Origin of the sequence: Streptomyces sp. NBC_01474, from assembly GCF_035918215.1 — a bacterium.
GTDB lineage: Bacteria > Actinomycetota > Actinomycetes > Streptomycetales > Streptomycetaceae > Streptomyces > Streptomyces aureus.
Map to the genome: position 1 here is coordinate 4361068 of NZ_CP109449.1, position 21479 is coordinate 4382546.

Annotated in this window: 21 protein-coding genes and 2 tRNA genes; 11 read left to right on the top strand and 12 right to left on the bottom strand. The window is 70.4% G+C overall.

The window, feature by feature from the left end; genetic code table 11:
- Positions 1-179: 179 nt before the first annotated feature.
- The 4 genes from rsrA to OG758_RS19920 all read right to left on the bottom strand — a co-directional run bounded on the left by rsrA (position 180) and on the right by OG758_RS19920 (position 2963).
- Entirely contained in the window at positions 180-491 is a 312-nt protein-coding gene (gene rsrA, locus OG758_RS19905; RefSeq protein WP_116510175.1) for a mycothiol system anti-sigma-R factor, read from the bottom strand.
- Positions 488-1153, bottom strand: coding sequence for an RNA polymerase sigma factor SigR (sigR, locus tag OG758_RS19910; RefSeq protein ID WP_199841903.1), 666 nt, complete (start codon positions 1151-1153; stop codon positions 488-490). Before sigR ends, rsrA begins: the two co-directional genes overlap by 4 nt.
- A 315-nt stretch (positions 1154-1468) precedes the next feature.
- The gene (locus tag OG758_RS19915; RefSeq protein WP_326711258.1) at positions 1469-2146 is read right to left on the bottom strand and encodes an alpha/beta hydrolase family protein; all 678 of its coding nucleotides are present in this window, start codon (positions 2144-2146) and stop codon (positions 1469-1471) included.
- A 1-nt stretch (position 2147) separates the two neighbouring features.
- The gene (locus tag OG758_RS19920) at positions 2148-2963 is read right to left on the bottom strand and encodes an SOS response-associated peptidase (RefSeq protein ID WP_326711259.1); all 816 of its coding nucleotides are present in this window, start codon (positions 2961-2963) and stop codon (positions 2148-2150) included.
- A gap of 49 nt (positions 2964-3012) precedes the next feature.
- Here OG758_RS19920 and OG758_RS19925 point away from each other — a divergent pair, with 49 nt between their 5' ends.
- From OG758_RS19925 to OG758_RS19940, 4 genes are all read left to right on the top strand, one after another.
- Positions 3013-3735, top strand: coding sequence for a M50 family metallopeptidase (locus OG758_RS19925; protein ID WP_326711260.1), 723 nt, complete (start codon positions 3013-3015; stop codon positions 3733-3735).
- 57 nt (positions 3736-3792) lie between these two features.
- Positions 3793-5109 carry a 3-phosphoshikimate 1-carboxyvinyltransferase gene (gene aroA / locus OG758_RS19930; protein ID WP_326711261.1) on the top strand — a complete coding sequence of 439 codons (1317 nt, stop codon included), beginning with the start codon at positions 3793-3795 and terminating at the stop codon, positions 5107-5109.
- Positions 5110-5125: 16 nt separating this feature from the next.
- A complete protein-coding gene (gene rsgA, locus OG758_RS19935; protein ID WP_326711262.1) occupies positions 5126-6136 on the top strand; it encodes a ribosome small subunit-dependent GTPase A in 1011 nt (336 codons plus the stop codon).
- Positions 6137-6252: 116 nt separating this feature from the next.
- Positions 6253-6576 carry a DMT family transporter gene (locus tag OG758_RS19940; protein ID WP_100595965.1) on the top strand — a complete coding sequence of 108 codons (324 nt, stop codon included), beginning with the start codon at positions 6253-6255 and terminating at the stop codon, positions 6574-6576.
- 62 nt (positions 6577-6638) lie between these two features.
- On the opposite strand, the gene OG758_RS19945 is transcribed toward OG758_RS19940, so the two are convergent.
- Positions 6639-7238: a TetR/AcrR family transcriptional regulator gene (locus OG758_RS19945; protein ID WP_326711263.1), complete on the bottom strand. Its 600-nt coding sequence runs from the start codon at positions 7236-7238 to the stop codon at positions 6639-6641.
- 132 nt (positions 7239-7370) lie between these two features.
- Here OG758_RS19945 and hisN point away from each other — a divergent pair, with 132 nt between their 5' ends.
- Positions 7371-8165: a histidinol-phosphatase gene (gene hisN / locus OG758_RS19950; RefSeq protein ID WP_326711264.1), complete on the top strand. Its 795-nt coding sequence runs from the start codon at positions 7371-7373 to the stop codon at positions 8163-8165.
- A gap of 199 nt (positions 8166-8364) precedes the next feature.
- Positions 8365-8766, top strand: a complete 402-nt coding sequence (locus OG758_RS19955) for a CBS domain-containing protein (RefSeq protein WP_326711265.1) — start codon at positions 8365-8367, stop codon at positions 8764-8766.
- A gap of 73 nt (positions 8767-8839) precedes the next feature.
- Here the strand turns inward: OG758_RS19955 and OG758_RS19960 are convergent, their stop codons facing one another.
- Complete coding sequence (locus OG758_RS19960; RefSeq protein ID WP_326711266.1) at positions 8840-10321, bottom strand: catalase; 1482 nt, start codon at positions 10319-10321, stop codon at positions 8840-8842.
- A 162-nt stretch (positions 10322-10483) separates the two neighbouring features.
- Here OG758_RS19960 and OG758_RS19965 point away from each other — a divergent pair, with 162 nt between their 5' ends.
- The 4 genes from OG758_RS19965 (at position 10484) to OG758_RS19980 (ending at position 13891) form a co-directional block, all read left to right on the top strand.
- Positions 10484-10900, top strand: a complete 417-nt coding sequence (locus OG758_RS19965) for a Fur family transcriptional regulator (protein WP_326711267.1) — start codon at positions 10484-10486, stop codon at positions 10898-10900.
- A 180-nt stretch (positions 10901-11080) separates the two neighbouring features.
- Entirely contained in the window at positions 11081-11863 is a 783-nt protein-coding gene (locus OG758_RS19970; RefSeq protein WP_326711268.1) for an ABC transporter ATP-binding protein, read from the top strand.
- The gene (locus OG758_RS19975; RefSeq protein WP_326711269.1) at positions 11860-12723 is read left to right on the top strand and encodes an ABC transporter permease; all 864 of its coding nucleotides are present in this window, start codon (positions 11860-11862) and stop codon (positions 12721-12723) included. Before OG758_RS19970 ends, OG758_RS19975 begins: the two co-directional genes overlap by 4 nt.
- 31 nt (positions 12724-12754) lie before the next feature.
- On the top strand, positions 12755-13891 hold the full coding sequence (locus OG758_RS19980) for an ABC transporter substrate-binding protein (protein ID WP_326711270.1): 1137 nt from the start codon (positions 12755-12757) through the stop codon (positions 13889-13891).
- 69 nt (positions 13892-13960) lie between these two features.
- On the opposite strand, the gene OG758_RS19985 is transcribed toward OG758_RS19980, so the two are convergent.
- The 4 genes from OG758_RS19985 to OG758_RS20000 form a co-directional block, all read right to left on the bottom strand.
- A tRNA-Met gene (locus OG758_RS19985) sits at positions 13961-14034 on the bottom strand.
- A 158-nt stretch (positions 14035-14192) separates the two neighbouring features.
- The gene (locus OG758_RS19990; protein ID WP_326711271.1) at positions 14193-16058 is read right to left on the bottom strand and encodes a tetratricopeptide repeat protein; all 1866 of its coding nucleotides are present in this window, start codon (positions 16056-16058) and stop codon (positions 14193-14195) included.
- 210 nt (positions 16059-16268) lie between these two features.
- Positions 16269-16342: transfer RNA gene (locus OG758_RS19995), tRNA-Met, on the bottom strand.
- A 43-nt stretch (positions 16343-16385) separates the two neighbouring features.
- On the bottom strand, positions 16386-19352 hold the full coding sequence (locus OG758_RS20000) for a UPF0182 family membrane protein (RefSeq protein ID WP_326715966.1): 2967 nt from the start codon (positions 19350-19352) through the stop codon (positions 16386-16388).
- A gap of 140 nt (positions 19353-19492) precedes the next feature.
- Between OG758_RS20000 and OG758_RS20005 the strand changes: the two genes are divergently transcribed.
- Positions 19493-20035, top strand: a complete 543-nt coding sequence (locus OG758_RS20005; RefSeq protein ID WP_326711272.1) for a PPA1309 family protein — start codon at positions 19493-19495, stop codon at positions 20033-20035.
- Between the two features lie 63 nt (positions 20036-20098).
- Here OG758_RS20005 and OG758_RS20010 read toward each other — a convergent pair whose 3' ends face one another.
- Together OG758_RS20010 and OG758_RS20015 are read right to left on the bottom strand one after the other, a co-directional pair.
- Entirely contained in the window at positions 20099-21187 is a 1089-nt protein-coding gene (locus tag OG758_RS20010) for a YlbL family protein (RefSeq protein WP_326711273.1), read from the bottom strand.
- Positions 21188-21212: 25 nt separating this feature from the next.
- Positions 21213-21449 (bottom strand): hypothetical protein, encoded by a 237-nt coding sequence (locus tag OG758_RS20015; protein WP_326711274.1) that lies wholly within the window; start codon positions 21447-21449, stop codon positions 21213-21215.
- Positions 21450-21479 lie beyond the last annotated feature (30 nt).

A 21479-nucleotide genomic window follows, 5' to 3' on the forward strand; every position in this document is an offset into this window, starting at 1 on the left:
CGTGATCCCGCTTCAGGTTCCGGAGGATAGGGCGGTGGGTGGGGCGCGCGGGCGGCATCGCGAGGATTCCCCGGGCCGCCCGACGGCGGATTAGCACATTCGGGTGACGGGGGCGGGGAACGGCGGCGGGACGTGACGTAGCGCCGTCACGTCCCGCTCATCACCGCTCGGCCTCGGTCTCAGGCTTCCCGCAGCTTGGGAGCCGACGCCGTCACGTCCTGGTCGGGCACGGCCTGCCCCGACCGGATCAGATCGATGCGGCCCATGACCTTCGACCGCAGGTCGCTCGGTACGTCGTCCTGGCCGCAGCACCGCTTGACCAGTTTCTTCACGGCCTGCTCGAGGCCGTACTTCTCCAGGCACGGACTGCACTCCTCGAAGTGCGTCTCGAACTTCGTGCAGTCGCTGTCCGGCATCTCGTGATCGAGGAACTCGTAGAGATGGTCGAGGACTTCACTGCAATCCGTCTCGTGCGGCTCTCCGCAGCTCATGAGCCCGAGCCTTTCGCTTCGTTCGACTCTCCGGCGCCGGCCGGGACCAGTCCGCGGTCGCGGGCGTAGTCCTCGAGCATGCCGCGCAGCTGGCGACGGCCCCGGTGGAGCCGGGACATCACCGTCCCGATGGGTGTCCCCATGATGTCCGCGATCTCCTTGTACGCAAAGCCCTCTACGTCGGCGAGATAGACCGCGATCCGGAACTCCTCGGGGATCGCCTGGAGCGCCGACTTCACGTCCGAGTCGGGCAGGTGGTCGAGCGCCTGCGACTCGGCGGACCGCAGGCCGGTCGACATGTGCGACTCGGCACGCGCCAGCTGCCAGTCCTCGATCTCCTCGGCGGCACTGCGCTGGGGCTCGCGCTGCTTCTTGCGGTACGAGTTGATGAAGGTGTTCGTGAGGATGCGGTACAGCCACGCCTTGAGGTTCGTGCCCTCGCGGAACTGGTGGAACGACGCGTACGCCTTCGCGTAGGTCTCCTGCACCAGGTCCTCGGCGTCGGCCGGATTGCGCGTCATGCGCAGCGCGGCCGAGTACATCTGGTCGAGGAACGTGAGCGCGTCACGCTCGAAGCGCAGACTGCGCTCCGCGGCGGTCTCCTCGGGCTCTTCCGCCTGCCCGTGTTCGGTCCCTGCGTCGGTGCCAGTGACCGGACCCACCTCCTCCAACGACGTGGCGGAGCCGAAGGAGACCCCACTCGAATCGGAGAATAGACGACCCTCGGTCGGAGCGGCCTGGCGATCGTGTCCGCCCGCCGTCCGAATGGGGTCGGTCTTCGCCGCGTGCAGCACGCTCCACTCCAGGTCAGCGGCGCTGCTGCGGCTCGGGCAGATGGTCGAACCCATGCGGCGGACTTCCTCTCGTCAGCACTCGTGACAACTCGTGACAGCTCGTGACTTCTCGCAAGTCTTCGACAGCACTCTCATACCGTCTGTTCCGCACAACAGACGTCCGGGCCCCAACATTCCCGGGGGTCACGCGAGTGATCCGGCCCACTTCACGACGGCGTCCACGATGAGCGCGAGGGCCTCGTCCTGGCCGATGTCCGCCCGCTTCGGCACCGCGAACCCATGGTCCCCGTAAGGGATTTCGACGAGTTCGTACGCGGTGGAACCGGGGAATTCGGCGGGCTTCCCGAAGGGGTCGTTGCCGCCCTGGACGACGAGGGTGGGGACCCCGGCGCCGAGCAGTTCGCCGGCGCGGGACTTCTCGGGGCGGCCCGGCGGGTGGAGCGGGAAGCTCAGGGCGAGGACCGCGGCCGCGCCGAGCTCCTGCGCCGTGCGGCACGCCACGCGCGCACCCGCACTGCGCCCGCCCGAGACGACCGGCAGCCCCGGCTTCTCCAGCGCGGACCACACCCCGCGCCAGCCGACGTCCAGGGTCTTCGGTGCGGATGCCACCTTCTTGCCCGCCACCCGCCACGGCTGCTCGACGAGGGCGACGGTCACACCGCGGGCGGGCAGCTCGGCGGCGAGGGCCTTCAGGTCACGCGCCTCGATGCCGCCACCGGCGCCATGGCTGAGGGCCAGGACGAGCCGGGCCTCCTTCGCGGGGGCCGGATGCCAGGTGACGCGCGCTTCGCCGGCGCCGGTCCCGACGGTCTCGGTCCTGACGGTGGGCTCGGCGGCGTTCGCGGTCGTGTTCTTGGTCACGTCAGAAGAGTGTGCCCTCCTCGGGCCCCTCCAGCTCCTTGAGCAGCTCCGGGCCGTTGTTGCGCACGTTGCTGACCGACGTCGACACGGGGTACGCCCGCATCAGGCCCTCCGGCGGCGGCGCGAGCAGGGACTTCAGGTCGTCGACGTCGGTGCGGGCCGGGTCGAGCCAGGCGTCCCACCGGTCCGGCGTGAGCATGAGCGGCATCCGGGGGTGGATGTCGAAGAGCGAGCGGGGCCCCTCGCCGGGCGCGACGGCGAGCGGCGCGGTCTCCGCCTCGGTGGTGATGACGGTGCAGGTCACCCACCAGGCGAGGGGGTGCTCGTCGGGCAGGGTGCGGTCGCGCCAGAACTCGTACAGGCCCGCCATCGCGAAGACGGAGCCGTCGGCGGGCGTGACGAAGTAGGGCTGTTTGCGCGGCCGCTTCTTCTTGCCCTCGACCTCCAGGTCACGCTCGCCGACCCCGGTGACCCACTCGTAGTAGCCGTCGGCGGGCAGGATGCAGCGGCGGCTCGAGAAGGCGCGGCGGTACGAGGGCTTCTCGGACACCGTCTCGGCGCGGGCGTTGATCATCCGGGCACCTCCCTCGGGGGTCTTCGACCACGACGGCACGAGGCCCCACTTGAGAGTGCGCAGCTGGCGAACCGGATTCGGGTCGGCGGCGTCCTTCACAGGGCGGTCGAGTACCGCGTAGACCTCCTTGGTCGGGGCCACGTTGAAGTCGGGCGCGAGGGTCTCCTCGGGCTCCCACTTCTCGATCTCAAAGATTCCTGCGAGATCCTCGGGCCTACGACTCGATGCATACCGTCCGCACATACGTGCCACAGTGCCAGATACTGGCCCGCCAGAGGGAGCCTCCCCAACCATGTACGTCACCGCGAGTACCGGCGCCGCCGACCTGTGGGACCGGGTCTTCGGCAGTCAGTCCGACCCCGACCAGTGGGTGGTGTTCGCCACAGCGGCACTCGCACTCGCCGCGGTCGTCCCGCACAACATATGGCGCCTCTCCCGCAACGCGATCACCATCGCCCACGAGGGCGGGCACGGCGTCGTGGCCCTCGTCAGCGGGCGCCGCCTCGACGGCATCAGGCTGCACTCAGACACCAGCGGCCTCACCGTCAGCCGCGGCAAGCCGTCGGGCCTCGGCATGATCCTGACAGCGGCCGCGGGATACACCGCTCCCCCGCTCCTCGGTCTCGGCGGCGCCGCACTGCTCGCCGCGGGACACATCACGGCCCTCCTGTGGCTGGCCACGGCCCTGCTCGTGGCGCTGCTCGTGATGATCAGGAACGCGTACGGCGCGCTGACCGTGATCCTGACCGGCGGCACCTTCGTGCTCGTGTCCTGGCTTGCGGGACCGCAGGTGCAGGCCGCCTTCGCGTACGTCGTCGTGTGGTTCCTGCTCCTGGGCGGCGTACGGCCCGCGTTCGAGCTGCAGAGCAAGCGCAGGCGGGGCGGGGCCGGTGACTCGGACGCGGACCAGCTGTCGCGGCTCACGCACGTGCCGGCCGGGATGTGGCTGTTCTTCTTCCACGCCGTCTCACTGTGCTCGCTGCTCGGCGGGGGCCGCTGGCTGCTCGGACTGTGACCCCCGGGTGGGGGCTCGTGATCCGGCCCGATCGCCTGAGCCCACTAAAGTAAAGGCATGACCGAAATCCCCGCGCACACCTCTCTCTGGCCCGCCCCGCACGCGAGCGGCCCCGTCTTCGCGACGGTCCATGTGCCGGGGTCGAAGTCGGTCACCAACCGCGCGCTCGTCCTGGCCGCGCTCGCCGCCGAGCCGGGCTGGCTGCGCCGCCCGCTGCGCTCGCGCGACACGCTCCTGATGGCGGCCGCCCTGCGCGCCATGGGCGTCGGCATCGAGGAGGGCGTGGGCCCGGACGGTTCCGGCGAGGCCTGGCGCGTGATCCCCTCGGGGCTGCGCGGCCCGGCCACGGTCGACGTGGGCAACGCCGGTACGGTGATGCGCTTCCTGCCCCCGGTCGCGGCGCTCGCCGACGGCCCGGTGCGCTTCGACGGCGACCCCCGTTCGTACGAGCGGCCGCTGAACGGCGTGATCGACGCGCTGCGCGTGCTCGGCGCCCGGATCGACGACGACAGCCGCGGCTCGCTCCCGATGACCGTGCACGGCGGCGGCGCCCTCGACGGCGGCCGGGTCGAGATCGACGCGTCCTCCTCGTCGCAGTTCGTCAGCGCCCTCCTGCTGTCCGCGCCGCGCTTCAACCAGGGGGTGGAGGTGCGCCACGTCGGCGGCCCGCTGCCCTCGATGCCGCACATCCGGATGACCGTCGACATGCTGCGCACGGTCGGCGCCCAGGTCGACACCCCTGAGTCCGGCGGCGAGCCGAACGTCTGGCGGGTCACGTCGGGCGCCCTGCTCGGCCGCGATCTGACGGTGGAGCCCGACCTGTCGAACGCCCAGCCGTTCCTGGCCGCGGCCCTCGTCACCGGCGGCAAGGTCATCGTCCCCGACTGGCCGGAGCGCACGACGCAGCCCGGCGACCGGCTGCGCGAGATCTTCACCCTGATGGGCGGCTCCTGCGAACTGACCGAGCAGGGACTTGAGTTCACCGGTTCCGGCTCCGTCCACGGCATCGACGTGGACCTGAGCGAGGTCGGGGAGCTGACGCCCGGCATCGCGGCCGTCGCGGCGCTCGCCGACTCCCCCTCCACACTGCGGGGCGTGGCGCACCTGCGTCTGCACGAGACGGACCGCCTGGCCGCGCTCACCAAGGAGATCAACGAGCTCGGCGGCGACGTCACCGAGACCGCCGACGGCCTGCACATCCGGCCGCGCCGCCTGCACGGCGGGATCTTCCACACGTACGACGACCACCGCATGGCCACCGCGGGCGCGATCATCGGCCTCGCCGTGCCGGGCGTGGAGATCGAGAACGTGGGGACGACCGCCAAGACCCTGCCCGACTTCCCCGACCTGTGGGCCGGGATGCTGGGGAACTGACGGGCGGATCGAGATCATGCGCCGCTACGGCAAGAACCCCGACGAGGACGACATCCGCGTCCGCCCCAACCGCAAGGGCAACCGCCCGCGCACGAACATCCGCCCGAAGCACGAGGACGCCGCCGACGGCATGGTCCTGACCGTGGACCGGGGCCGGCTCACCGTCCTCATCGACGACATCCCGGTCACCGCGATGAAGGCCCGCGAGCTGGGCCGCAAGGCGGCCGTGGTCGGCGACCAGGTCTCCGTCGTCGGGGATCTGTCCGGCAAGAAGGACACCCTCGCGCGCATCGTCCGCATCGGGGAGCGCACCTCCGTCCTGCGCCGCACGGCCGACGACGACGACCCGTACGAGCGCGTGGTCGTCGCCAACGCCGACCAGCTCGCCATCGTCACCGCCCTCGCGGACCCCGAGCCGCGCCCGCGCATGATCGACCGCTGCCTCGTCGCCGCGTACGACAGCGGCCTCGACCCGCTCCTCGTGCTGACCAAGTCGGACCTCGACCCGCCGGACAAACTCCTGGAGATGTACGGGGCGTTGGGCGTCCCCTATGTCGTCACCAGCCGGGACGAGCTGGAGAGCGGGGCCGCGGTGTCGCGGGTGCGCGAGCAGCTCGACGGCAAGATCACCGTGTTCGTCGGCCACTCCGGTGTGGGCAAGACGACGCTGGTGAACGCGCTGGTGCCGAAGGGCAGCCGGCGTACGACGGGCCATGTCAACGCGGTCACGGGCCGCGGCCGGCACACCACGACGTCCGCGCTCGCGCTTCCGCTGCCCGACGACAACGGCTGGGTGGTCGACACCCCGGGCGTGCGCTCCTTCGGTCTGCACTACGTCGACCCGTCCCGCGTCATCCACGCCTTCCCCGACCTGGAGCCGGGCACGGAGAACTGTCCGCGCGCGTGCAGCCACGACGAGCCGGACTGCGCGCTCGACGAGTGGGTCACTCAGGGACACGCCGATCCCGCGCGTCTGTATTCACTGCGGCGGCTGCTCGCCACGAGGGAGCGGCGCGAGGGCGACTGACCTCAGCGTTGTTTGCGACCGCCCCGCGACGGTAAGTGCATAATCGCACCAAGCCGGACGCAAGATCGAAACCGTACGAAGCGGTCACGGAAGTCGAAGATGCTGGAGGCAAGCACATGGCGTGGCTGCTGGTCATCGTGGCGGGGATTCTCGAGACCGGCTTCGCGGTCTGCCTGAAGCTCTCGCACGGCTTCACCCGGCTCTGGCCGACGATCGCGTTCTCGTGCTTCGCCCTCGGCAGCTTCGGCCTCCTCACGCTCGCCCTGCGCAAGCTCGACGTGGGTCCCGCGTACGCGGTGTGGACGGGCATCGGCGCCGCGGGCACCGCGATCTACGGCATGGTCTTCCTCGACGACCTGGTCTCCACCCTCAAACTCGTCTCGATCTCGTTCGTGATCGTCGGTGTGATCGGGCTTCAGCTGTCGGGATCGGCGCACTGAACTGACAGTGGGCGGCGCTCGCGAGGCCGCGCGACCTCAACACGGCTTCTCCGGCGGGCCGTTCACCCTGCTCGTTGCCGGTGATGCGTCAGCGCGTCCCGCACGAGGCGCGTGACGCCGGCCTCGCCGGCGGGGGCGAGCAGACAGGACAGGGCGAGCCGGACGGCCAGTTCGCAGTCGCGGGCCAGCCGGTCCGCCTCCGCCCTCGGCCGCCCCGCCGAACGGAGCGCGGCCGCGGCCCGCTCGCGGACCAGCCTCACCAGGTCGCCGGGACCGGGGAGCGGCCCGTCGGCCCGCCGCTGTGCGGGCACGGTGGACGACGAGGGCACCCCGCCGGGCAACGGGGCGGGCAAGCGCCCGCCCCAGCAGCCGGTGAGCACGGCCCGTACGAGTGCGCTGGAGCCGGCCGCGGTGACGGTCCACTCGGCGACGGCCTCGATCCCGGCCTCCCGCAGGGCCCGGTCGACGCCCGCCAGATAGGCGTCGGCCTCGCGCCGGACCAGGGCGCGCGCGAGCCCGTCCTTGGTGCCGAACTCGTTGTAGAGGGTCTGCCGGGACACCCCGGCGACGGCCGCCACGTCGATCATCCGCACCAGGGACCAGGGGCGCCCGGCCAGAGCCGCACCGGCCGCGTCGAGCAAGGACTCCCGCGCTGTGGGCATCGTCGCCTCCCCACGCCGTAACGGCTCAACCGCCAGGGTTGACGCGCCCGTGTGCCCTGTCAATAGCCCTCGCGAGCCACCGGGCCCGGCGCCCTGTGGCCCCGGACCGACCTCGATCGATACTGTTCACCCATGCCCGACTATCACGATGATCTGCGTCTCGCCCACGTCCTCGCGGACGCCGCCGACGCGGCGACCATGGACCGGTTCAAGGCCCTCGACCTGAAGGTCGAGACCAAGCCGGACATGACGCCGGTGAGCGAGGCCGACAAGGCCGCGGAAGAGCTCATCCGCGGTCAGCTCAAGCGGGCACGGCCGCGGGACGCGATCCTCGGCGAGGAGTACGGGATCGAGGGCACGGGCCCGCGCCGCTGGGTCATCGACCCGATCGACGGCACCAAGAACTATGTACGCGGCGTGCCGGTCTGGGCGACGCTCATCTCGCTGATGGAGGCGGGCGAGGGCGGCTACCAGCCGGTGGTCGGCGTCGTCTCCGCGCCGGCGCTCGGCCGCCGCTGGTGGGCGGCGAAGGGCGCGGGCGCCTACACGGGCCGCAGCCTGACGTCGGCCTCGCGCCTGCACGTCTCGAAGGTCGGACGCCTCGCGGACGCGTCCTTCGCCTACTCCTCGCTGAGCGGCTGGGAGGAGCAGGGCCGGCTCGACGGCTTCCTCGACCTCACGCGCGCGGTGTGGCGCACGCGCGGTTACGGCGACTTCTGGCCGTACATGATGGTCGCCGAGGGCTCGGTCGACATGGCGGCGGAGCCGGAGCTCTCCCTGTGGGACATGGCGGCGAACGCGATCATCGTGACGGAGGCGGGCGGCGTTTTCACCGGCCTCGACGGGCGTCACGGCCCGCACAGCGGCAACGCGGCGGCGTCGAACGGCCTGCTCCACGGCGAGCTGCTGAGCTACCTGCAGACGTGAGCGTCCCGCCGCTACGGCGTGCGGAAGCACCGTAGCGGCGCAACGGACCTTCCGCGCCCCCTTGTTGACGGCCCGAACGGCTGCGACTCTGAGAGTCCCCCCACTTGTGAACTTGTGAATCCGTTCTCCAGGTCGGGACCGGAGGCAATCCTTCGGCATCCCGGAGGCCGCGGATTCACCAAGGAGGTGGCTCACGCCCATGCTCGTCCGCGACGCCATGAGCACGATGGTCCTCACCATCGGCCCCGCCCACACGCTGCGCAGGTCGGCCCGACTGATGTCCGAGCGCCGCGTCGGTGCGGCGGTCGTCCTCGACCCCGACACGTGCGGAATCGGCATTCTGACCGAGCGCGACATCCTCAACTCGATCGGCCTCGGCCAGAACCCGGACCACGAGATCGCCGGCACCCACACGACGACCGACGTCGTCTTCGCCGCCCCGGCGTGGACGCTCCAGGAGGCCGCCGAGGCCATGGCCCACGGCGGCTTCCGGCATCTCATCGTGCTCGACGACCAGGAGCCGGTCGGCATCGTGTCGGTCCGCGACATCATCCGCTGCTGGGCCTCGGCCCGGCGCCGGTCGACGACACTGGTGAGCTAGGACCTCGCGTCAGGCGCACAAGAGGGCCGGCCCCCGAAGGGAGCCGGCCCTCTGCCTGCGTCAAGCGTCCCGGTCAGCCGCGAAGGGCCTGGACCGCGGCCTCGAGGCGCTTGCCGAAGTCACCGTCCGCCTGACGGAAGTTGCCGATCGCGCGCTCGGCGATGTCGTCACGGGAGACGCCCGCGATGTTGCCCGCGAGGTTCTCGATCAGACGGGCCTTCTCGTCCTCGGACATCAGGCGGTAGAGGTTGCCCGCCTGCACGAAGTCGTCGTCCTCGGCGTGCGAGGGAGCCTCGTGGTTGCCGGTGCCGCCGGTGACCGGAGTCGGCACCCACAGCGGCCGGTCCGTCTGGAACGGGCCGCCGAAGGAGTTCGGCTCGTAGTTCTTCCCGCCCTTGTGGCGGCCGTCGTACAGGTAGCCGTCACGGGAGTTGGTGCGCGCCTCGGTGGCGTGCGGGCGATTCACCGGCAGGTGGTCGGCGTTGATGCCGACGCGGTAGCGGTGCGCGTCGCCGTACGCGAAGAGGCGGCCCTGGAGCATCTTGTCGGGCGAGGGGCCGATGCCCGGCACGAAGTGCGCGGGGCTGAAGATGGACTGCTCGACCTCGGCGAAGATGTTCTCCGGGTTGCGGTTGAGCTCCAGCTTGCCGATCTCGATCGGCGGGTAGTCCTCGTGCGGCCACACCTTGGTGAGGTCGAACGGGTTGAAGCGGTACGCCGCCGCGTCGGCCGCGGGCATGATCTGCACCTGCACGGTCCAGGACGGGAACTCGCCGCGCTCGATGGCCTCCCGCAGGTCGCGCTGGTGCGAGTCCGGGTCCTCACCGGCGAGCTTCGCGGCCTCGTCGGGGCTGAGGTTCTTGATCCCCTGGTCGGTCTTGAAGTGGTACTTGACCCAGAAGACCTCGCCGGCCTCGTTGTTCCACTGGTACGTGTGCGAGCCGTACCCGTTCATGTGGCGCAGCGTCGCCGGGATGCCGCGGTCGCCGAAGAGCCAGGTGACCTGGTGCGTCGACTCGGGGCTCAGGCCCCAGAAGTCCCACACGTTGTCGGCCTCCTGCGAACCCGTGTACGGGTCGCGTTTCTGCGTGTGGATGAAGTCGGGGAACTTGATGGCGTCCTTGATGAAGAACACCGGGGTGTTGTTGCCGACGAGGTCGTAGTTCCCCTCCTCGGTGTAGAACTTCAGCGCGAAGCCGCGGGGGTCGCGCACGGCGTCCGCGGAGCCGAGGCTGCCGGCGACGGTGGAGAACCGCAGGAACGTCTCGGTCTGCTTGCCGGTCTCGGAGAGGAACTTGGCCCGCGTCCACTGCGAGACGTCCCGGGTCAGCGTGAACGTGCCGTACGCACCCGCGCCGCGGGCGTGCACGATGCGCTCCGGGATGCGCTCGCGGTTGAAGTGCGCGAGCTTCTCGAGCAGCGCCTGGTCCTGGACCAGGACAGGCCCGCCGACGCCCGCGGTCTCGCTGTTCTGGTTGTCGGCGACCGGCGCGCCGGCCTCCGTGGTGAGCGGTCCCTGCGACGTCACGTACGCCTCCTGCCCCGGTGCAAGCACCGGCTCCACTGGAGCGGCTGTTGCCGCGCCCTCATCTGCTGCAAGTCCTGTCCCTTGGCCAAAGCCGTTTCTGATCCTACAATGGACAATGTCTAAGTCAAGTGTGCTTCCAAAGTCACACCCGTTCGGGACCTGGTCCCCTCGCCTGTTAGGCTGGCCCTCATGAGTGACCTGTTGGAACGACTGCGCGGACGCGGCTGGCGTATGACCGCGCAGCGGCGCGTCGTGGCCGAGGTCCTCGACGGGGACCATGTACATCTGACGGCCGATGAGGTGCACGCGCGCGCCGTCGCCAAGCTCCCCGAGATCTCCCGGGCGACCGTCTACAACACACTCGGCGAGATGGTCTCCCTCGGCGAGGTCATCGAGGTCGCCACGGACAAGCGCGCCAAGCGCTACGACCCGAACGCGCACCGCCCGCACCAGCACCTGGTCTGCGCCCGGTGCGGCGCGATCCGGGACGTCCACCCGAGCGGCAACCCCCTCACCGACCTCCCCGACTCCGAGCGGTTCGGCTTCACGGTCTCGGACGTCGAGGTGACGTACCGGGGCGTCTGCCCGAACTGCGCGGCGGCGTAGCGCACACGAATCCTCCGAAGAGGGCCCGCACCGAACGGTGCGGGCCCTCTTCGTCTGCCCGTCCCGCGCACCCGGCGCACCCCTTTGGTACGTATCTCAACAACCCGCCCCCTTCCCCAATCTGACGACCCGTCATATCGTCGGCGGCGCCCACCTCCACCGCACCCCGGGAGGGAAACCGTGGGAGATCCGCACCCCAAACTCCAGGCCCGCACACTCACCCGGTCCTTCGGCCGAGGCCACCGCACGGTGGCGGCCCTCGGCCCCCTCGACCTCACCATCGCCCCCGGCGAGTTCACCTGCGTGGTCGGCCCCTCCGGCTGCGGGAAGTCCACCCTCCTGCGCATCGCCGCCGGCCTGCTGCGCCCGACCGCCGGTGAGCTGGCCATCCGTACCGACAGCGCCCGACCGGCCGCGATGATCTTCCAGGACTACGGGATCTACGACTGGAAGACGGTCCTGGCCAACGTCCGCTTCGGCCTCGACATCCAGAAGGTCCCCCGCCGGGAGGCCGACGCCCGCGCCACCGACTGGCTCACCCGCATGGGCCTCGCCGACTTCGCGGACGCCTATCCGTCCGCGCTGTCCGGCGGCATGCGCCAGCGCGTCGCCATCGCCCGCGCGCTCGCCGTGGAGCCCGAGATCCTCCTCATGGACGAGCCGTTCGCGGCCCTCGACGCCCAGCTGCGCACGATCCTCCAGGACGAGCTCCTCGACCTCACCCAGACCACCCGCACCACCACCCTCTTCATCACCCACAGCCTGGAAGAGGCCATCCTGCTGGGCGACCGCGTCCTCGTGATGTCGGCCCGGCCGGGCCGCATCATCGCCGAGCGCCGCCCGCCGTTCGCCCGGCCGCGCACCGGTGACATCCGCTCGACGCCCGAATTCAACGCCCTGAAGGGCGAGTTGTGGGATCTGCTGCGGGGCGAGGTTCGGCGCGACGAGGTGGTCCCGGCATGACGACGACCGCCCCGAAGGAAGACACGACGCTCCTGGTCAGACGGCCGGGCCCACAGGAGCTGCACCCCGCCCGCACCCACCGCAGGCGCCGCGCCCTCGAACTCTCGCTCGCCGTCGCCGTCCCTCTCGCCCTGGTCCTGCTGTGGCAGCTCGCCGCCACCCAGGCGTGGATCGACGACCGCGTCTACCCGGCGCCGTCCACGATCCTCGTCGACGGCTGGCACCGCGCCGCGGACGGCGACCTGTGGCCGGACGTGTGGGCCACCCTCAAACGCGTACTCGCCGGATACGCGATCGGCACCGTCACCGGGTACGCCCTCGGCCTCCTGATGGGCTCGCTCTCCGTCGTCCGCGCCGCCCTCGAACCGATGCTGGACGCGCTCTACGTCGTCCCGAAGCTGGCCCTGCTGCCGGTCTTCCTGAACATGTTCGGCCTGGGCGAGGGCCCGCAGATCGCGCTGGTCGCCACCACCGTCTTCTTCTTCGTCTGGATCTCCACGATGGCGGCGGTCCTCGCCGTCCCCTCCGGCCACCGGGACGCCGGCCAGGTCTTCGGCGCCTCGCCGTGGCAGATGTTCCGGCACGTCCTGCTTCCCGCGTCACTGCCCGCGGTCCTGGTCGGCGCCCGCATCGCCGCGGGCGTGGCGGTCCTCGTGATCGTCGCCTCCGAGCAGATCGCGGCCACGAACGGTCTCGGCCACCTGATCTTCGACGCCCGCGCCCTCTTCCAGAACGACGTGATGTTCGTCGGCATCGTCTGTGTCGCCGTGCTCGGCGTCGTCTTCTCCGAACTGGTGCGCATCGCGGGCCGGCTGCTCACTCCGTGGGCGCCGCGCGACCGCGGCCGCGGCCAGTCCTGACCTCCACCGCCCCTTCCCGTACGGAGAATCCATGCGCACCAGACTCGTCTGTACGACCCTGCTCGCGACCGGCACCCTGCTCGCCTCGGCCGGCTGCGGCGGCAACAGCAACTCCTCGCCGGACACGGCCGCGAAGCCCCGCACGGTCAAGGCGGTGGCGGGCTGCGGGAAGACCGGCTGGACCGATCCGTCGGACCTGGCCGCCGACCGCGCACGCGCCCGCTGCGACAAGGGCACCCCGGCCCCGGTGAAGCTCACCAAGACCCGCAAGCTCACCATCGCGACCGGCACCCTGAGCGCCGAGTACGTGGCCCCGCTCGAACTGGCCGTGCAGAAGGGCGAGTTCGAGAAGGAGGGTCTCGACGTCACTCTGAAGGTCCTGCCGACCCCGGACGCGCTCCCGCTGCTGGCCAAGGGGGACATCGACGCGCAGTGGGCGGCGCCCGAGGCCGCGGTGATGAACGGCATCAGCGGCGGCTTCGACATCAAGTGGGTCGCCGGGAACTTCTCCCCGGACCCGAAGTCCAAGAGCGGTATGTGGGTGCGCCTGAAGAAGGGGCAGAGCCCGGACCACGTACCGATGGCGGGACGCAGGCTCGGCACGATGATCGGCAAGGGCTCGGTCATCTCGTACCCCATGGACAAGGCGCTGAAGAAGCACGGCGGCGGCCTCGACAAGATCCAGTTCCAGCAGCTCGGCTCGGCCGACGTCCTGACCGCGCTCCAGAACGGCGGGGTCGACTCGGCGTGGCTGCTCGACCCGGTGTGGCGCAAGGTCGACGGCGACAAGCGGTACGCGTTCCTGGGCGGCCAGCCGCTCGGCGAACCCCTCGGCGGTCTCCTGTTCGGCCCGAAGCTCCTCAAGGAGGACCCGGACGCCGGGGTCGCGTTGCTGCGCGCGTACATCCGCACGGTCAACACGTACTTCGCGGGCGACTACAAGAAGGACCCGGCGTTCGTCACCGACCTCGCCGGGCTCCTGAAGACCGACAAGGCCGTACTGGAGTCGACGCCGTCGCTGCGGATGGACTGGGAGATCAGGGCGGGCACGACGGACCGGCTCCAGGCCGCGTACCGCGCGGCGGGCGTCTCCAAGGGGGACCCGCTTCCGGAGGACGAGGTCGTGGACCGGGCGCTGTACGGGGAGGCCGTGGGACACAAGCCGTGACGCCGGGCTCACCAGGCCCGAAACAGAGCTGAGGCCCGGAACCAATGGTTCCGGGCCTCAGGCCTTCAGTAGCGGGGACAGGATTTGAACCTGCGACCTCTGGGTTATGAGCCCAGCGAGCTACCGAGCTGCTCCACCCCGCGTCGGTAAACACGACTCTACGCGAACGCCCCCGACCAGCGCAAATCCCTTCCGGCGCCTGGCCTGCGCGGACGAAAAGAGACGGAAAAGGGGCGGAGAAACAGGGCGCGGCGGGGCCCGCCTCGGCCCCGCCGCACCCCGATATGCCTCCGCCGCTGCGCTACGCGGACAGCTCCGACCGCAGTGCGTCCCGCAGCCGCCCGGCCCGCTCGGACACCTCGGCCGGACCGAGCTCCACGGCCCGGTGCGCCCACCGCTGCCCCTCGACGAGGTCGCCGCGGCGCGCGCACAGCAGCGCGAGCCGCAGCGCCGCACGCCCGTGCCCGGCGTCGGCCGCGCGCGTCCACCACAGCGCGGCCTCCGGCTCACTCCCCTCGCGGGCGAGCAACAGCCCGAGGTTGAACGCACCGTTGCGCGAGCCCGCCTCCGCGGCCTCGCGGTACCAGCGCGCCGCGCAGACGATGTCACCCCGCGCCGCGGCCAGCATCCCGACGCGCACCTGCGCGCGCCGGTGCCCCTGCTCGGCGGCCCGCTCGTACCACTCCTCGCACTCGGCGCGCTCACTGACGCACTCGCCGAGCGCGGGCGGCCCGACCGGGGGCTGCCGCGCGTCGAGGACCGTGGCCAGGCGGTACGCGCCCTCCGCGCTGCCCCCGCCGGCGGCGCACCGCAGATGCCGCTCGGCGTCCCGCTCGTCGCCGTCCCGCAGCCGCGCGATCCCGGCCTGGAGCGCGGCCTCGGTGTGCCCGCCCGCCGCGGCCCGCTCGTACCACTGGAGGGCGGCGCCCTCGTCGTCCCGGCCGGCGTACAGGATGCCGAGGTTGAAGGCGGCGTCCACGCTGCCCGCCTCGGCGGCCTTGGAGAACCACGGTTCGGCGCCCGCCGCGTCGCCGCCCTGGAGAAGCAGCACGGCCAGCGCGTTCGCCGCCTCGCGGTGGCCCGCGTACGCGGCACGCCGGTACCACTGGTCGGCCTGCGCGGTGCGGCCCTGCTCGGCGCAGAGCAGGCCGAGGTTGTACGCGCCGTTGATGTCGCCCGCGTCCATGGCGGCGCGGTACCAGCGCTCGGCGGTCTGGGTCTCGCCGCGCTGGGCGTGCAGGGCGCCGAGCGCGTTGGCCGCGTTGCCGTCGCCCTCCTGGGCGGCGCGCAGCCACCAGACCCCGGCGCTCTCCTCGTCACCTGCGTCGCGCAGCAGGAAGCCGAGGGCGCAGGCGGCGCGGGGCTCGCCGTCCTTCGCGGAGTTCAGGTACCAGCGGCCGGCCTCCTTGAGCTCGCCGCGCTTCTCCAGGATCGCGCCGAGGTGCAGGGCGGCCCGGCGGTGTCCGCGCGCGGCGGCCTGCCGGTACCACTGCTCGGCCTCCGCGGCCGCGGGCAGCTTCCTGCGGGCGCCGGTCGCGGTCGCGTCGCCGGGGGCGTCACTGTCGTCGGCGGGCGCGGGCGCACCACGGAGCGCTCCCTCGGGGCGCGACTGTGCGGCGCGCCGGTCGAGGGTGCGGGCGAGCCGGTAGGCGGCCTCGCGGTGGCCGTGCTCGGCGGCGGCGCGCATCCAGCGCTCGGCGCCGACATCGCTGCGGTGTTCGAGGAGGTCGGCGAGCGCGTACGCGCCGAGGGCGTGACCCTGTTCGGCGGACTGCCGCAGCCAGTACTCGGCGGCGGGCTCGTCGCCGCGCTCGCGGTGGTGGCGGCCGAGCGCGTGCGCGGCGGGGGCGGATCCGGCGACGGCGGCGATGCGCCACCAGCCGGCGGCCTCGTCCGCGTATCCGCGCTGGTGCAGCAGGACACCGAGGTTGTTGGCGGCGGCGCGGTCGCCCGCGGCGGTCGCAGCGCGCAGCTGGGGCTCGGCTCCGTCGAGGTCACCGCGGCGCAGCAGCATGGCTCCGAGGACACTCATCGCCTCGACGTCGCCGGACTCGGCGGCGGGCCGATGGCGTGCTTCCTCGGCGGCCGCCCCGGGTTCCTCCCGGTCGGCCGGCTGCACAAACCGCCCTGTCTCCAACAGAGTTGCCTTGTCCCCCATAACGTCCATCGTCGCACCACCCGCAACCTGGGTACACCTGGTATACCGCAGCCAGTGAGGTCACTACAGCGTTTTGTCGACTTGCCCACAGAGAGATAAGTGAAACACAAAAACCTCAACTACCCCCGGGAGAGGCACGCTTCGCACGTACGGACGGTTCCCGCGCACACGACGAAGGCCCGGATCCTGAAAGATCAGGATCCGGGCCTTCGTCTTCAGTAGCGGGGACAGGATTTGAACCTGCGACCTCTGGGTTATGAGCCCAGCGAGCTACCGAGCTGCTCCACCCCGCGCCGTTGTGTTCAAACCGTACCACGGCGCGAGGTGGGTCTTCGCTCAGCTGCTCGAGCCCCCACTGTCCTTGCTGGTGTCCGTGCTCTTGTTCTTGTCGGTGCTCTGATCAGCGCTCTTGTCGCTGGACTTGTCGGCGCTCTTGCCGTCGCCGGCCGCCTTGTCGGCCGCGGACTGTGCCTTCTCGGCACGCTGGAGGGCCTCCTCCAGCTTGTCCTGCGCGTCGGCGTAGGCGTGCAGGTCGCCCTTCTTCATGGCGGCCTGGCCGTCCTCGAAGGCCTTCTCGGCGTCCGCGAGGGCTTCCTTGACGGTGGAGTTCTCCGGTGGCTTCGTGGTGTCGCCACCGGGCTTCTCCGGCTCGGCCGGCTGTGCGCCGTCCACGCCGAACGCCTGGTTCAGCGCGTCCCCGAGGTTGTCGGCGAATCCGGTTCTGTCGCCGTACGAGACCGCGACCTTACGCAGCAGCGGATACTCCGCGTTGCGCCCCTGTGCGTAGATCGGCTCGACGTAGAGGAAGCCCTTGTCGAGTGGCACCGTCAGCAGATTGCCGTACAGGACCGTCGAGTCGGCGCCCTTCATGTCGCGGACGAAGTTCGCCACGGACGACAGGGAGTTGAGCTTGTTCTGCACCTGTTCCGGGCCGTAGACCTTGTCCTCGGTGACCCGCAGCAGTCTTATCGTGCCGTAGTCCTTGCTCGTGGCATCGGCGTCGACCGCCATGAACGCGCGCAGGTTGGGACGCCCGCTCGGGGTGAACGTCGTTGTCAGCGAGAACTGCTGGTCGCTCTGGCCCGGCATCTTCATGGACAGGTAGTACGGCGGGACCGCGCTGTTGTCCTTCTTCGTCGGGTCGTTCGGGACCTGCCACGCGTCGGACGCGTTGTAGAACTGGTCGGAGTCCGTGACGTGGTACAGGGACAGCAGCTCGCGCTGCACCTTGAACATGTCCTGCGGGTACCGCAGATGGTCCTTGAGCGCCTGCGGGATCGCGCTCTTGGGCTCGACCGTGCCCGGGAACGCCTTCTTCCAGGTCTTGAGGACCGGGTCCTTGTCGTCCCACGTGTACAGCTTCACCGTGCCGTCGTAGGCGTCGACGGTGGCCTTCACCGAGTTGCGGATGTAGTTGACCTGGTTCTGCTGGGCCACCACCGCGCGCTGGTTGTCGCCCTCGTTGAGCGAGTCGGCCGTCGTGTCACCGAGCGTCGTACGAGACGCGTACGGGTATCCGTTCGACGTCGTGTACGCGTCGACGACCCACTGGATCCTGCCCTTGACGACCGCCGGGTACGCGTCGCCGTCGATGGTCAGCCAGGGGGCGACCGCCTCGACGCGCTCCTTGGGCGTGCGGTTGTAAAGGATCTTCGAGCCGTCGCCGATGGCTCCCGAGTACAGGATCTGCGGCTCACTGAAGGACACCGCGTACGCGGCGCGGGTGATCGGGTTGGAGAGTCCGACGCCGCCCTTGCCGCTGTAGCTCGTGGTCTTCTGGGTGCCGTCGTCCTGCTCGTAGTCGAGCTCCTTCTGGGGCCCGCCGACGATCGAGTACTGACGGGTCTTCTCGCCGTAGTAGATCCGCTGCTGGTACGAGCCCAGGGTGCCGCCGGCGGGCAGGCCCGACTCGGTGAACAGGGGTGCGCCCGGGGAGTCCGGGTCGGTCTGCGTGCCCTTGGCCGCGACCGCTCCGAAGCCGTGCGTGTAGGTGAAGTGGTCGTTGATCCAGTTCCGCTTCTCGACGCCCGCGAGGTTGAGCTCGCGCAGGCCGATGACGGTGTCCTGGCCCTTGTAACGGTCGACGTCGAGGGTCTTCGGGAACTGGTAGTACTTCCGCTCCTGCTCCAGCTGCTGGAACGTCGGCGAGACCACGTTCGGATCGTTGACCCGGTAGCTGGCCGCCGAGTCGGCGTCCGTGCGCTGCTTCTTGGAGTCCTTGACCGTCCCCTTGCCGGTGTAGTCCACCGGAGACACCCCGGCGATCCCGTACGCCTTACGGGTCGCCTCGATGTTCTTCTCGATGTACGGGGCTTCCTTGGACTGCTCGTTCGGCTGCACCTGGAACTTCTGGACGATGGCCGGGTACAGGCCGCCGATCAGGATCGCGGAGAGCACCATCAGGCCGAAGCCGATGACGGGCAGCTGCCAGGTGCGCCGCCACAGCGTCGCGAAGAACAGCACGGCGCAGATCGCGGCGATGCAGAACAGGATGGTCTTGGCGGGCAGATACGCGTTCGCGTCGACGTACCGCAGGCCCGTCCAGTTGTCCGTGGCCTTGAAGTCGCTCGACTTCACCGCGAGCCCGTACCGGTCGAGCCAGTACGCGACCGCCTTGAGGGACACGAACACGCCGAGCAGCACGGAGAGATGGCCGGTGGCCGCGGCGGTGGCGCGCGCGCCCGGGCTGGTGATCCGCAGTCCGCCGTACAGATAGTGGGTCAGCGCGGCCGAGATCAGGGAGAGGATCGTCGCCGCGAAGCCGAAGCCGAGCAGGAACCGGAACCACGGCAGGTCGAACGCGTAGAAGGCCACGTCGAGGTGGAACTGGGGGTCCTTCTGGTGGAACGGCACGCCGTTCACCCACATCAGCCACGTACGCCATTGGGTGGCGGCGGAGGCGCCCGCGATGAGCCCGACCAGCGCCGTGATGCCGACCAGCAGCCACTTCTTGTACGGCGCGATGCTCATGCGGTACCGGTCGAGGCTCTGCTGCTCCATCGACATGGCACTCAGCGGGGGGCGCAGCCGGTGCGCGAGCCAGACGTTCAGTCCGACGGCGATCGCCATCAGCAGTCCGAAGACGAAGAACAGCCCGATCTTCGTCCACAGGGTGGTCGTGAAGACGGACGAGTAGTTGACCGATCGGTACCAGAGCCAGTCGGTCCAGAACCCTGCGAACATGACGAACGCCATGCCCAGCGCGGCAAGAACGCCGAGCGTCATGAGCAGGGAACGGACTCGCCGGGACGGTCGGCCCACTCTCATCCGTGGCCCCGTCGGGCCTCCGCCGCGGTCCGGCATCTGGAAAGCCAAGGTGCGCACCTCGAAAAGTTCGAAATCGATCGGTCAGGCCCCCGTGATCGCGGACCCATCACCTATGCAACTTACTCACGCTTTACTCAGTTCCCGGTTCCGGGTACTAACGAGGCAGGATTGTGACCATGTCCAACACTCCCATGGCAGCCAGCCCGCTCACCCGGGCCGTACTCGAGATCGACGAGTACGCCTCCGGCCTCGGCTGGAACCAGCCCGCCCGACTCTTCGCCCTCGTCGACACCGCCCGCCTGCGGGCCCAGGAACCCGGCCTCGCGGCCCAGCTCGGCCTGGACGGCGAGCAGGAGACCGCGGCCCTCACCCCGATCGAGCAGGACGAGGTGCCCGCCGACAAGCCGCTCGACGAGTTCCTCGGCACCATCGCCTGGCCCGACCCGGTGGTCGGCTGCGCTCTGACCGTGGAGCGTCTGATGCTGCCGCCGTCCGCGGAGGCGTCCGTTCCCGAGGGCCTCGGTGAGGCGGAGCTCGCCCAGTGGGTGGCGAAGCACCCGGGCCGTCAGGAGGTCCGGATGACGGTCGCGGTGCTGCGTGACGGTGCGCGCGAGTCGGCGCTGCGCCTGCGCGAGAAGGACTCCCCCACCGAGGTCCTCACCGGGTCGGACCTGGTCCCGGGCCTGGCCGAGGCCCTCACGGCGACGTTCGCGGAGTAACACCCTCACTGCATGAAAGGGGGCGCCGCACGGTGTGCGGCGCCCCCTTTCATGAACCTCGTGTCACCCCTTGACCGTGCACTTCGGCAGGTCGGCGGTGTTGCCCGAACGAATGTCCTTGAGGGCGTTCATCGCGTCGTCGATGGTGTTGACCTTGACGAGGGTGAGTCCGCCCGGGACGTCCTTGGCCGCCTCGGCGCAGTTGTCCTTCGGGGTCAGGAAGTAGCGCGCGCCCTTGCCACGGGCGCCGACGGTCTTCATCTGGATGCCGCCGATCGGGCCGACCTTGCCGTCGTCGTCGATGGTGCCCGTACCGGCCACGAACTTGCCGCCGGTGAGATCCTCGGGCGTCAGCTTGTCGACAATGCCGAGCGCGAACATCAGTCCGGCGCTGGGGCCGCCGACGTCGGCGAGCTTGATGTCGATGGCGAACGGGAACGTGTGATCGGTGCCGGCCTGGATGCCGACGATCGCACGGCCGTCCTTGGCCTTCTCCGTGGTGACCGTGACGTTCCGCGTGCGGGTGGCCTGCTTGCCCTCCTTCTCGGCGGCAGCCGCGACCTTGACGGGCACGATCGTGAAGGAGACGTCCTCGCCCGGCTTGTGCTTGGTGACGAGCTTCGCGACATCGGCCGGCTTCTCGACCTTGGCGCCGTCCACGGCCTTGATCACGTCACCGGCGTGCAGCCGTCCCTCGGAGGGGCTGCCCTTGATGACCGACTGGACGATCACCCAGGACTTCACGGGGATCTTCAGCTCGTTCAGGGCGGCGACCTTGGCGCTCTCCTGGGACTGGCTGAACTCCTCGGCGTTCTCCTGCGAGGACTGCTGCTCGGTCTTGCCGTCGGGGTAGAGCGTGGCGTGCGGCACGACGATGCTGTCGTGCGCGAGCCAGCCGTAGACCGCCGAGACGAGGTTCATGTTGTAGTCGGCGCTCGTGACCCGGACCGTCGTCATGTTGAGGTGACCGGTCGTCGGGTACGTCTTGCGGCCGGAGATCTGGAGCACCGGCTCGCCGTCGTGGTCCCCGAGCGTGTTGACCGTCGGTCCCGGGGTCATCTCCGCGTACGGAACTTTGATGAGCACTCCCGCGCAGAGCAGCGCGATCAGCATCAGGGTCGAGGCGAGCATCGTCGCGGTGCGGCGTGGCATGGAACGACAGTACGGGACCGGTCTGTCAGTGCACCGCTGGGGCGTCCGTCCGGGACTCGACGCCGGGCAGCGAGTCGGCAGCCGGGCCGAGGGGATCCGTTTCCGTCCCGGTGTGTGTCCGTTCCATGGCCTCACGGAAGCGGGCGTACCCGTTGAGTTCCGTCACGTCGCCGGTCTTGCGGTTCCGTGCGGCCCAAGTGCCCCACAAACCGGCGCCGACCCCTGCGACAAGCGGAATCAGCAGCCACAAGAGCGCTGCCATGCCGGACCTCCGACCCCATGAGCCACTACA

Bases quoted from the DNA above. Each gene is read 5' to 3' on its own strand.
- rsrA (WP_116510175.1), bottom strand. From the start codon at position 491: ATGAGCTGCGGAGAGCCGCACGAGACGGATTGCAGTGAAGTCCTCGAC.
- OG758_RS19920 (WP_326711259.1), bottom strand. From the start codon at position 2,963: ATGTGCGGACGGTATGCATCGAGTCGTAGGCCCGAGGATCTCGCAGGA.
- OG758_RS19925 (WP_326711260.1), top strand. From the start codon at position 3,013: ATGTACGTCACCGCGAGTACCGGCGCCGCCGACCTGTGGGACCGGGTC.
- aroA (WP_326711261.1), top strand. From the start codon at position 3,793: ATGACCGAAATCCCCGCGCACACCTCTCTCTGGCCCGCCCCGCACGCG.
- rsgA (WP_326711262.1), top strand. From the start codon at position 5,126: ATGCGCCGCTACGGCAAGAACCCCGACGAGGACGACATCCGCGTCCGC.
- OG758_RS19940 (WP_100595965.1), top strand. From the start codon at position 6,253: ATGGCGTGGCTGCTGGTCATCGTGGCGGGGATTCTCGAGACCGGCTTC.
- OG758_RS19945 (WP_326711263.1), bottom strand. From the start codon at position 7,238: ATGCCCACAGCGCGGGAGTCCTTGCTCGACGCGGCCGGTGCGGCTCTG.
- hisN (WP_326711264.1), top strand. From the start codon at position 7,371: ATGCCCGACTATCACGATGATCTGCGTCTCGCCCACGTCCTCGCGGAC.
- OG758_RS19955 (WP_326711265.1), top strand. From the start codon at position 8,365: ATGCTCGTCCGCGACGCCATGAGCACGATGGTCCTCACCATCGGCCCC.
- OG758_RS19965 (WP_326711267.1), top strand. From the start codon at position 10,484: ATGAGTGACCTGTTGGAACGACTGCGCGGACGCGGCTGGCGTATGACC.
- OG758_RS19975 (WP_326711269.1), top strand. From the start codon at position 11,860: ATGACGACGACCGCCCCGAAGGAAGACACGACGCTCCTGGTCAGACGG.
- OG758_RS19980 (WP_326711270.1), top strand. From the start codon at position 12,755: ATGCGCACCAGACTCGTCTGTACGACCCTGCTCGCGACCGGCACCCTG.
- OG758_RS19990 (WP_326711271.1), bottom strand. From the start codon at position 16,058: ATGGACGTTATGGGGGACAAGGCAACTCTGTTGGAGACAGGGCGGTTT.
- OG758_RS20000 (WP_326715966.1), bottom strand. From the start codon at position 19,352: ATGCCGGACCGCGGCGGAGGCCCGACGGGGCCACGGATGAGAGTGGGC.
- OG758_RS20005 (WP_326711272.1), top strand. From the start codon at position 19,493: ATGTCCAACACTCCCATGGCAGCCAGCCCGCTCACCCGGGCCGTACTC.
- OG758_RS20010 (WP_326711273.1), bottom strand. From the start codon at position 21,187: ATGCCACGCCGCACCGCGACGATGCTCGCCTCGACCCTGATGCTGATC.
- OG758_RS20015 (WP_326711274.1), bottom strand. From the start codon at position 21,449: ATGGCAGCGCTCTTGTGGCTGCTGATTCCGCTTGTCGCAGGGGTCGGC.